The sequence below is a fragment of the Streptomyces sp. NPDC036813 genome (assembly GCF_055609245.1).
This window is the reverse complement of record NZ_JBVJPV010000013.1, coordinates 67,470-77,918: the sequence shown is the minus strand read 5'-3', so window position 1 is coordinate 77,918 and position 10,449 is coordinate 67,470. Positions and strand designations below refer to the sequence as shown.

The 10,449-nt window shown below is 71.7% G+C and carries 10 protein-coding genes and 1 tRNA gene; 6 read left to right on the top strand and 5 right to left on the bottom strand.

Annotated elements, in window-relative coordinates; translation table 11 throughout:
* Positions 1–51 precede the first annotated feature (51 nt).
* From ACZ67Q_RS25835 to ACZ67Q_RS25825, 3 genes are all read left to right on the top strand, one after another.
* Positions 52–135 (top strand) — tRNA-Leu (locus ACZ67Q_RS25835).
* A gap of 169 nt (positions 136–304) precedes the next feature.
* Positions 305–1,480, top strand: a complete 1,176-nt coding sequence (locus ACZ67Q_RS25830) for a 4-hydroxybenzoate 3-monooxygenase (protein WP_471186326.1) — start codon at positions 305–307, stop codon at positions 1,478–1,480.
* 206 nt (positions 1,481–1,686) lie between these two features.
* The gene (locus ACZ67Q_RS25825) at positions 1,687–2,583 is read left to right on the top strand and encodes a Bax inhibitor-1/YccA family protein (protein ID WP_471186323.1); all 897 of its coding nucleotides are present in this window, start codon (positions 1,687–1,689) and stop codon (positions 2,581–2,583) included.
* A gap of 114 nt (positions 2,584–2,697) precedes the next feature.
* On the opposite strand, the gene ACZ67Q_RS25820 is transcribed toward ACZ67Q_RS25825, so the two are convergent.
* Positions 2,698–2,925 carry a DUF4287 domain-containing protein gene (locus ACZ67Q_RS25820; RefSeq protein WP_361628545.1) on the bottom strand — a complete coding sequence of 76 codons (228 nt, stop codon included), beginning with the start codon at positions 2,923–2,925 and terminating at the stop codon, positions 2,698–2,700.
* Positions 2,926–3,027: 102 nt separating this feature from the next.
* Here ACZ67Q_RS25820 and ACZ67Q_RS25815 point away from each other — a divergent pair, with 102 nt between their 5' ends.
* A complete protein-coding gene (locus tag ACZ67Q_RS25815) occupies positions 3,028–3,339 on the top strand; it encodes a hypothetical protein (protein ID WP_471186320.1) in 312 nt (103 codons plus the stop codon).
* 82 nt (positions 3,340–3,421) lie between these two features.
* On the opposite strand, the gene ACZ67Q_RS25810 is transcribed toward ACZ67Q_RS25815, so the two are convergent.
* From ACZ67Q_RS25810 to ACZ67Q_RS25800, 3 genes are all read right to left on the bottom strand, one after another.
* Positions 3,422–4,201, bottom strand: a complete 780-nt coding sequence (locus ACZ67Q_RS25810) for a hypothetical protein (RefSeq protein ID WP_471186317.1) — start codon at positions 4,199–4,201, stop codon at positions 3,422–3,424.
* 271 nt (positions 4,202–4,472) lie between these two features.
* Complete coding sequence (locus ACZ67Q_RS25805) at positions 4,473–5,693, bottom strand: acetyl-CoA C-acetyltransferase (RefSeq protein ID WP_471186314.1); 1,221 nt, start codon at positions 5,691–5,693, stop codon at positions 4,473–4,475.
* A 294-nt stretch (positions 5,694–5,987) separates the two neighbouring features.
* Positions 5,988–6,998, bottom strand: coding sequence for an SGNH/GDSL hydrolase family protein (locus ACZ67Q_RS25800; protein ID WP_471186311.1), 1,011 nt, complete (start codon positions 6,996–6,998; stop codon positions 5,988–5,990).
* Positions 6,999–7,157: 159 nt separating this feature from the next.
* Between ACZ67Q_RS25800 and ACZ67Q_RS25795 the strand changes: the two genes are divergently transcribed.
* Both ACZ67Q_RS25795 and ACZ67Q_RS25790 read left to right on the top strand, forming a co-directional pair.
* The gene (locus tag ACZ67Q_RS25795) at positions 7,158–8,540 is read left to right on the top strand and encodes a cystathionine beta-synthase (RefSeq protein ID WP_471186308.1); all 1,383 of its coding nucleotides are present in this window, start codon (positions 7,158–7,160) and stop codon (positions 8,538–8,540) included.
* 546 nt (positions 8,541–9,086) lie between these two features.
* A complete protein-coding gene (locus tag ACZ67Q_RS25790) occupies positions 9,087–9,500 on the top strand; it encodes a DUF6924 domain-containing protein (RefSeq protein WP_471186306.1) in 414 nt (137 codons plus the stop codon).
* Here ACZ67Q_RS25790 and ACZ67Q_RS25785 read toward each other — a convergent pair.
* A complete protein-coding gene (locus ACZ67Q_RS25785) occupies positions 9,468–10,331 on the bottom strand; it encodes a helix-turn-helix transcriptional regulator (protein WP_471186303.1) in 864 nt (287 codons plus the stop codon). The genes ACZ67Q_RS25790 and ACZ67Q_RS25785 overlap by 33 nt on opposite strands.
* Positions 10,332–10,449 lie beyond the last annotated feature (118 nt).

Genomic DNA, 10,449 nt, shown 5'->3' with positions numbered 1-10,449 from the left:
CGCGGGGCGTCTCCCGATAGGGTCGGAGTCTCGATGCGGAGCCCATGGCCTGCCCGGATGGTGGAATGCAGACACGGCGAGCTTAAACCTCGCTGCCCCTTCGCGGGCGTGCCGGTTCAAGTCCGGCTCCGGGCACCTCCGACCCTCGGCCGCCGGCCGCACCCTCCCCGACGCGACACCGCGCACCCGTTGACAGCGGGTGACGGCGGGCGCAGACTCGCGTCCCGACATCAGTGAAGGAAATTTCACCACGCGAACACACCGGCCTGGCGGCCCTGTGTCGCCCACCCGAAGGGAACGCCCGATGCGCACCACCGTCGGCATCATCGGCGCCGGTCCGGCCGGCCTCGTCCTGGCCCGGCTGCTGCACACCGCCGGCATCGACTCGGTCGTCCTGGAGAGCCGCGACCGCGCCTACGTCGAACAGCGCCAGCGCGCCGGGATCCTGGAGCAGGGCACCGTGGACGTCCTGCGCGCGGCCGGCGCCGCCGAGCGCATGGACCGCGAGGGCCTGCGCCACGACGGCATCGAGCTGCGCTTCGGCAGGAAGCGCCACCGCGTCGACTTCCCGGCGCTGACCGGGGGCAAGTCGGTGATGGTCTACGCCCAGACCGAGGTGTGCAAGGACCTCATCGCGCTCCAGATCGAGGAGGGCGGCCCGCTGCTGTTCGAGGCCGAGGCCCTCGCCGTGGAGGACGCCGGCACGGACCACCCTCGCGTGCGGTTCCGGCACGAGGGCCGCGAGGACGTCCTCGAGTGCGACTACGTCGTCGGCTGCGACGGCTTCTGGGGCGTGGCCCGCAAGGCGGTCCCCGCCGCGCTGTCCCGGGTCTTCGAGCGGACGTACCCCTTCGGCTGGCTCGGCGTCCTCGCCGACGTCGCGCCCTCGCACGCCGAGCTGGTCTACGCCCGCCACGACCGCGGCTTCGCCCTGCTCTCCATGCGCTCCCCGTCCGTCTCCCGCCTCTACCTCCAGGTGCCCGCGGACACCGACGCGGAGAGCTGGAGCGACGAGGAGATCTGGGACGAGCTGGACCGACGCTTCGAGAGCGACGACGACTGGCGCCTCGAGCGCGGGCCGATCACCCAGAAGTCCGTCACGCCGATGCGCTCCTTCGTCCACGAGCCCATGCGGTACGGCCGCCTCTTCCTCGCCGGGGACGCCGCGCACATCGTGCCGCCCACCGGCGCCAAGGGCCTCAACCTCGCCGTCGGTGACGTCGTGACCTTCGCGCGCGCCCTGATCCACCGGCGCGACACCGGCTCCGAGGAGCTGCTCGACTCCTACGCGCAGTCCTGCCTGCGCCGCGTGTGGCAGGCCGAGCGCTTCTCCTACGACATGACGACCCTGCTGCACCGCGCGCCGGACGCCACCCCGTTCGACGACCGCCTCCAGGTCGCCCGTCTGGAGCGCATCACCGCCCATCGCGCGGCCGAGACCGACCTCGCCGAGGCGTACACCGGTTTCCCGCTCGACTGAGCGGCCGGGCGGGTGGATCTCCGGCCGATTCCGGACGTGTACCGGCTTCGTCATGAACCGGGCCCGGCGGTGGCGGGAATCACCCCTGCGCGTAGCGTGTTGCGCAGCACAGGGCGGGAAAGATCCTTCCCAGGTATTAGGGTCGATCCTTTGCCTTTCCATTACTCTTGAGCCAAGGCCACGCTCGGTGGCCATGGAGGAGTGAGATGAGGAGCAGCAACCCGGTCTTCTCGCGACGGGGGTTCAGCCGCGACAACGGCTACGCGGGCTTCAACACCGCACCGCAGGCCGGGTACGCACAGGGCAACCCCTACGCCCAGGGCGGTCAGTACGCCCAGGGTGGCAACCCCTACGCGCAGAACCCCTACGCCACCAACCCGTACGCCCCGCAGGACGCGCAGTACGGCGCCCCGCAGGCCCCGGCCACCACCGGCCGGATGACGATGGACGACGTCGTCATGCGCTCGGCCACCACGCTCGGCGTGGTCGTCCTCGGCGCGGTCCTCGCCTGGGCCGTCCTGCCGGTCTCACCCGGTTCCTACGGCCTGGCGATCGGCTCGGCGCTGGTCGCCTTCGTCCTCGCGATGGTGCAGAGCTTCAAGCGCACCCCGTCGCCCGCGCTGATCCTGGGCTACGCCGCGTTCGAGGGCGTCTTCCTCGGCGTGATCAGTGAGATGTACAACAGCGCGTGGAGCGGCGCCCCGTTCCAGGCGGTGCTCGGCACCATGGCGGTCTCCGGCGCCACGCTGCTCGTGTACAAGGCCGGCTGGATCCGTGTCACGGCGCGCTACGCCCGCATCGGCATGGCCATCGCCATCGCGTTCGTGGTGGTGATGGCGGTCAACCTGCTGCTGGTGGCGTTCGGCGTCGCCGGGGACGGCGGTCTGCGCAGCATGGGTCCGCTGGGCGCGGTCGTGGGCATCATCGCGATCCTGATCGGCGCGTTCTTCCTGACCCTCGACTTCAAGCAGATCGAGGACGGCATCGCCTACGGCGCCCCGCGCAACGAGGCGTGGCTGGCCGCGTTCGGTCTCACCATGACCCTGGTGTGGATCTACCTGGAGATGCTGCGGCTGGTGGCGATCTTCAGCAGCAACGACTGACGCGGGCCGGCACGCGCCGGCCGACGTCGGGAAGGGCCCCGGGACACGCGTCCCGGGGCCCTTCGGCGTGTGTCTGCGGGTGCGCGCGGCGCTCGCTCGCAAAGGGCGGAGCGGTCAGCGCAGCTTCCGCGCGGCCCTCCTCAGCTCGTACTCATGGATGATCGCCTTGGCGTGGCCGTACGCGAGATTGTGCTCGTGCCGCAGCCAGCTCACCTTCTCCTCGAAACGGAGGGCGGGGCCTTCTTCGACGGTGCGCAGCCAGTCGGCGATCTCACGACCGGTGCAGTGGGGGATGCGGGCGAGAATGTTGCGGTGGGTCTCCTCGGAGAGGACATGGGACATCGGCGCCTCCGGACGCATGGGATGTAAGCCGGTCCTTCAGGTCACCGTGCCTGAGTGTTCGCTCGTTGGCAACAGTCCCGAGCGGGCGCGTAGGCTCACGGCGTGGTGGATACGACGTCTCTGACCCGAGCTGTTGATCACTTCGCCGATCGGTTGCGGGCAGCACCGCAGTCCCGTCTGCAACGAGGAGCCGCCGCGGAGGCGCTGGCGCTGGCCAGGGAGCTGGCCACATGGGCGCAGGATCTCGAGTCGCCGGGGGGCGTGGCGCGGGAGATGCCCGACGCGGGGATGTTCGCGGCGGCCGACCAGGTGACCGTCGCGGGGCGGGATCTGGCGGTGGTGCTCACGTCGCAGGCCGACGTGGAGGAGGCCGTGCGCCGGGTGGAGGAGGCTCAGAAGAGGGCGGGGGTCTGAGTTCGCGTCGGCGGGTGCCGGCTGTGCGTGGCTGGTCGCGCCGTTCCCCGCGCCTCTTGCGGGGTGCCTGCGCGCCCCGTCCCTACAGGCTCGCTATGACCCGGTCCGCCAGGATGTAGACGTTGTCCTCGCCGCAGGCGAACGTCAGGGTGTACGCGCCCGAGATGCCGGAGCCACCGAGCAGGTACGGCGTGTCGCCGGCGCGCAGGGCGGCCGCCAGACGGTCCGCGGTGTCGCGGTGGCCCGGGGTCATGCACAGCGTGGTGCCGTCGGCGAAGACGTAGACATCGAGCGTGCCGAGCGGGCCGGGGCGGACGTCGGTCAGCTGGACGCGGTCCGCGGCCAGTTCCTCCAGGATGACCACCGTGCGCTCATGGTCGTTCACGACGGGTGACTGCATCGGCACGAAGTCCGGGTGGGAGGGGTGGCGGCGGCGGGCCGCGGCCAGTTCCGGGGACTCGCCCGAGAACTCGTCGGCCTCCGGGCCGTGCTCGGTCACCGGCTCCAGGCCCACGAAGTCCACCTGGCGGGGCAGGAACAGCTCGCTGTCGGCCAGACCCAGCAGGGAGGGCGTGTCGGAGGCGTCGCGAGCCTCCTGCGCCGCCCAGAACGCCCGCGCCTCGGCGAGTTCGCGCTCGCGCTCCTCGGCGAGGGCGTCGGCCACGGCGGCGCGTATCTCGTCCGCGTCGGCCGCGGCGCGCGCGGCGGGCAGCAGCCCGTGGGTCGCGGAGTGGTTCGCGGTCAGCTGCGTGTGCAGGGCTGTTACCTGCCGGCGCAGCAGGACGAGGGTGCGCAGGACGGCGAGGCCCACGGCGCCCGTGGCGGCCGTGGTGACCAGCAACGCGATCGGCATGGCGCTCACTGACGTACTCCCAGGTTCAAAGTCGACCCCCGACTTCCTACATCAGCTTGAAGGGTGGACCATCAAGTTGTCAGTGCGTAACGTCACGAAACGGACAGGGTGTTGTGCCGCCGGCGGCTGGTGTGACCACCATGACCTGCGGCTTTCCCCCGGGGGAGGGATATAGGTCACATCATGGGTGAGATTGGATCACAAAACGGCCCGGAGCCGCGTGAGTTCGCGGACTCCGGGCCATGGGCTCACACAAGGTGTCCCGCCGGTTACGCAGGGGTCAGCTCAGGCGCTCGATGACCATCGCCATGCCCTGGCCGCCGCCGACGCACATCGTCTCCAGGCCGAACTGCTTGTCGTGCCACTGCAGGGAGTTGATGAGCGTGCCGGTGATGCGGGCGCCGGTCATGCCGAAGGGGTGGCCGACGGCGATGGCGCCGCCGTTGACGTTCAGCTTGTCCAGGTCGATGCCGAGCTCCTGGTAGGAGGGGATCACCTGGGCGGCGAAAGCCTCGTTGATCTCGACCAGGTCGATGTCGCCGATGCTCAGCCCGGCGCGCCGCAGCGCCTGCTTGCTCGCCTCGACCGGGCCGAGGCCCATGATCTCCGGGGACAGGCCGGAGACGCCGGTGGAGACGATCCGGGCGAGCGGGGTCAGGCCGAGCTCGCGGGCCTTGGTGTCCGACATGATGACGAGCGCGGCGGCACCGTCGTTCAGCGGGCAGCAGTTGGCGGCGGTGACGAGGCCGTCGGGGCGGAAGACCGGCTTCAGGCCCTGGACGCCCTCCAGGGTGACGCCGGCGCGGGGGCCGTCGTCCTTGGAGACGACCGTGCCGTCGGGGAGGGTGACCGGGGTGATCTCGCGCTCCCAGAAGCCGTTCTTGATGGCTTCCTCGGCGAGGTTCTGCGAGCGGACGCCGAACTCGTCCATCTCCTGGCGGCTGATGCCCTTGAGGCGGGCGAGGTTCTCCGCGGTCTGGCCCATCGCGATGTACGCGTCGGGCAGCAGACCGTCCTCACGCGGGTCGTGCCAGGTGGTGCCCTCCTGCTGGGCGACCTCGGCGGTGCGGGCCTCGGCCTCGGCGAAGAGCGGGTTGTGGGTGTCCGGGAGGCTGTCGGAGTTGCCCTTGGTGAACCGGGACACCGTCTCGACACCGGCCGAGATGAAGACGTCGCCCTCGCCGGCCTTGATGGCGTGCAGCGCCATGCGGGAGGTCTGCAGGGAGGAGGAGCAGTACCGGGTGATCGTGCAGCCGGGCAGGTGGTCCATGCCCATCTGCACGGCGACGATGCGGCCGAGGTTGTTGCCCTGCTCGCCGCCGGGGAGGCCGCAGCCGAGCATCAGGTCGTCGATGTCCTTCGGGTCCAGCTCGGGGACCTTGGCGAGGGCCGCCTGGATGATCGTGGCGGTCAGGTCGTCCGGGCGCAGGTCCTTCAGGGAGCCCTTGAAGGCGCGGCCGATGGGGGAGCGGGCGGTCGAGACGATGACGGCTTCGGGCATCACGGCTCCATGGGCTTGCGGGGATCGGGCGGACTTCCTGGGAAGTTACCCCTCCGTATGGTTCAGGTCACGGGCGGCGAGGTGTGACCTTGACCGCAACTTTCTAAGCGCTTGCTTTTGTCTGCTGACGGCTCCCTCGGTGGGGTGCGTGGGGTGCCGGGCCCGTGTGTCGTCTGCGGGTGAGCGGTGGGCCGGTCGCGCAGTCCCCGCGCCCCTGGGCGGGCCGCAGCCGCCAGTCGGCCGGCACCGCGGGCACCGGGTACCCCGTCACGCGGGCCGGCCGCACCCCTCCCTTCACGACGACGGCGTCACCGGCTGCGGCTCCGTTTCCGGGACCCGGCGCCGGCGTCGGCGCTTCAGTACCGCCCAGGGCCCCCGCGCCGCCGCAACCTCCGTGCCGGCCTCCGACGCCGCCTCCGCCGCCGCCTTGGCGACCGGCAGGATGCCCTCGCGGCGCGTGACGTCCGGCCGCTCCTCCTCCGCCGGCCACAGCCCCAGCGTCGCGCACACCGTCGGCAGCACCGCCATCGCCGCCGTCGCGTAGCCCTCGGCGGAGGGGTGATAGCTGTCGGGGCCGAACAGCTCACGCGGGTTCGCCGCGAACTCCGGGCCCAGCAGGTCGCCCAGCGACACGGTCCGGCCCCCCTGCTCCACCACCCCGATCGTCTGCGCCGCCGCCAGCTGCCGCGAGGCACGCCGGGCCAGCCAGCGCAGGGGCTGCTGCACCGGCTCGATGGTGCCGAGATCGGGGCACGTGCCGACCACCACCTCCGCGCCGGCGGTACGCAGCCGCCGTACCGCCGTCGCCAGGTGGCGCACCGAGCGGGTCGGTGGCATGCGGTGGGTGACGTCGTTCGCGCCGACCATGATCACGCAGATGTCGGGGACCAGGCCGGGGTCCGCCAGGGCCAGACCCACCTGGCGGTCCAGATCGTCCGAGCGGGCGCCGGGCAGGGCGACGTTGCGCAGCTGCACCGGGCGTTCGGCGACCGCCGCGAGCCCGGAGGCCAGCAACGCGCCCGGCGTCTGCCCGGCCCGGTGGACGCCCTGCCCGGCGGCGGTGGAGTCGCCCAGCATCAGCAGCCGCAGCGGGGGCTCACCCGGGGTGTCGTAGGACAGGCCGTACAGGCCCTCGGCGTTCGGCACATGGTTGGTGGTGCCGTTGCTCACCTGGCGGCGCGCCATCTGGGCCTCGGCGACCAGCAGACCGACCAGGGCCGCGCCCGCCAGTCCGATGCCGCCACCGCCATAGGCGGCGCCCGCCGCGATGCGACGGGCCACCCGCGCCCTCGACATGCTCGTCATGCGTCGCCGCCACCTCCTCGAAGCGCCCTCACCCACTCCTTGCCCCGTACGGACCGTTGCCCAATCTCCACCAGGAGTGAACGCCCGTCATGGACGCCGTACAGGCCATAGGCTGGCGGAACACCACGACCACATCTTTTGCAGCATCCGGAGACAACGGTGCAATTCCACGACTCGATGATCAGCCTCGTCGGCAACACCCCGCTGGTGCGGCTCAACAGCGTGACCAAGGGCATCAAGGCGACCGTCCTTGCCAAGGTGGAGTACTTCAACCCGGGCGGGTCGGTGAAGGACCGCATCGCCCTGCGCATGATCGAGGCGGCCGAGCAGAGTGGCGAGCTCAAGCCGGGCGGCACGATCGTCGAGCCGACCAGCGGCAACACGGGCGTCGGACTCGCCATCGTGGCCCAGCAGAAGGGCTACAAGTGCATCTTCGTGTGCCCCGACAAGGTGAGCACCGACAAGATCAACGTGCTGCGGGCCTACGGCGCGGAGGTCGTGGTCTGCCCGACCGCCGTGGCGCCGGAGCACCCCGACTCCTACTACAACGTCTCCGACCGCCTCGTGCGCGAGACGCCGGGGGCCTGGAAGCCCGACCAGTACTCCAACCCCAACAACCCGCTCTCCCACTACCACTCCACCGGCCCCGAGCTGTGGGAGCAGACGGAGGGGAAGATCACCCACTTCGTGGCGGGCGTGGGCACCGGCGGCACCATCTCCGGCACCGGGCGCTACCTGAAGGAGGCCAGCGACGGCCGGGTGAAGGTCGTCGGCGCCGACCCCGAGGGGTCCGTCTACTCCGGCGGCTCCGGCCGGCCGTATCTCGTCGAGGGTGTCGGTGAGGACTTCTGGCCGACCGCCTACGACCGCGACGTCGCCGACGAGATCGTCGCCGTGTCCGACAAGGACTCCTTCCAGATGACCCGCCGCCTCGCCAAGGAGGAGGGCCTCCTCGTCGGCGGTTCCTGCGGCATGGCGGTCGTCGCGGCGCTGGAGGTGGCCGCCCGGCTCACCGAGGACGACGTCGTCGTGGTCCTGCTGCCGGACAGCGGCCGCGGCTACCTCAGCAAGATCTTCAACGACGAGTGGATGGCCGACTACGGCTTCCTGGAGGACGAGGGGCCGAGCGCCCGCGTCGGCGACGTCCTCAACGACAAGGAGCACGGCGCCATCCCGTCCCTGGTGCACATGCACCCCGAGGAGACCGTCGGGCAGGCCATCGAGGTGCTGCGCGAGTACGGCGTCTCGCAGATGCCGGTGGTCAAGCCGGGCGCCGGTCACCCGGACGTGATGGCCGCCGAGGTCGTCGGCTCCGTCGTCGAACGCGAGCTGCTGGACGCCCTGTTCAGCAAGAGGGCCTCGCTGGAGGACCCGCTGGAGAAGCACATGTCGGCGCCGCTGCCGCAGGTCGGCTCCGGCGAGCCCGTCGCGGACCTGATGAGCGTGCTCGGCAAGGCCGACGCGGCGATCGTCCTGGTCGAAGGAAAGCCGACCGGGGTCGTCTCCCGCCAGGACCTGCTGGCGTTCCTCGCCAAGGGCTGAACGAGACGGTGAACGCCGGGTGAACCGCCGACCACGGCGGCGAACTCGCGGTGACCTGGGCCGATCGGGCTGTCGCGGAAGTGGTACGAGGGCGACACGTCCGCGCAGCACCGGCTTAACAAGCGCCCGGCACAGTAGTGGGTGTCGGCAGGGGATGGGAGCGGCTCCCCGTCCCTCGCCGGCGACGTAACGGCGTCACGGACCTCCGGAGCGGCTCCCGGACCTCCACGGACGCCACGGACGCAGGAGCCCGGTCCTGACCCGGCCCGCGTCCCCGCGGGGACCGCCGTCGTCCCGCCCCCCGGCAACGGGGGTGCGGCGGTCCCCGCGCACAACGTCCCCGACGCGCCCGCGCAACGTCCCCGACGCGCCCGCGCGCAACTTCCCCCGGCGCGTCCCCCTTTCACCGTGTACGGCGCGTGTGTCCCCGCGCGTCCGGGCAGGATGCTTCCGTCCCCGCGCATGACGTTTTCGGAACGGATCCGCGACTCTTCCGTGCCCTTTCCCCGGCCGTCGCTGTCAGCGCCGGGTGAGAGGATCACCGGCATGGCCCTTCCCCAGCCCGACGACCTCGCCACGCTCGTCCTGCGCACCGACTTCTCCGACGACACCGCCTGGGACGCCCTGTGCGCGGCGCTCGACTCCGCCGACGGCGCGAGCCGCGTCAGCGACCCCAGGTTCTCCGGGGCGAGCGTCCAGGCGCTGCTCGACGAGGAGCTGGCGGCGGAGGAGGACGAGCGGATCTGCGAGGTGTTCCTCGCCGACGCCACCACCCTCGCCGACCCCGAACTGCCGCTGCTCGCCGTCGACCTCTACGACGAGCCGGGCCGCACCTTCCGGGTCCCGGTGCGCTGGTACCCGGAGATCGCCGCCAACCTCTCCATCGCCAACCTCGACTTCGCCGACTTCGCCGACGCGGCCGACCCCTCAGGCACGTTCCGTGGTTTCGGGGACGGCTGAGATCCAACTGCCCAGCAGCGCCAGGCGCTGCGCGCTCTCCGAGCCCGGCTCGGGCGTGTAGACGACGACCGTCAGGTCCGGGTCCGCGGGCAGCGCCAGCGTCTCGTACGGCAGGGTGAGCAGGCCCGTGACCGGGTGATGGACCTTCTTCACGCCCCACGCGCACTCCGCGACCTCGTGATCGGCCCACAGGCGGCGGAAATCCTCGCTCTTCAGGGAGAGTTCGCCGACCAGCGCGCACAGCTCGGGGTCGTCCGCGTGCAGACCGGCGCTCAGCCGCAGATGCGCCACCGTCTGCGCGGCGACCGCGTGCCACTCCGGATACAGCTCCCGGCCGGCCGGGTCGAGGAACACCTGGCGCGGGACGCAGCGCTCCTCGGGTGCCATGCGGCTGAAGCCGTTCAGCGCGTCCGCCAGGGTGTTCCAGGCCAGGACCTCCATCCGCTGGTTCAGGACGAAGGCGGGGCTGCGTTCCATGGCGTCCAGCACCAGCTGCACGCCGCGGCGCACGCGGGGCGCGACCGGGCGGGCGGCTGAGCGCCGGTCGCGCGGGCGGGCCACCGTGCGCAGATAGGCCTGCTCGGTCTCGTCCAGGCGCAGCACGCGCGCGACGGCGTCGAGCACGGCGTCGCTGACGTTGCTGCCCCGCCCCTGTTCGAGGCGGATGTAGTAGTCGACGCTCACCCCGGCGAGCTGCGCCACCTCCTCGCGGCGCAGACCGGGCACGCGGCGCCGGCCGTGCGGCGGCAGCCCCACCTCCTCGGGCTGGATGCGGGCGCGGCGTGAGCGCAGGAAGTCGCCGATGTCGGCGGTGGTCCGGTCCCCGTTCATGGCGCCGATCCTAGGCGCGCGCGGGGGTCGGGAACCTGGTACTGGCAGACCCAGGAAAAGCGCAGCCCTGGGTGCGGCGGGCGCGGGCCGCCACAGTGATCACGTGCCGCCGGGGAGA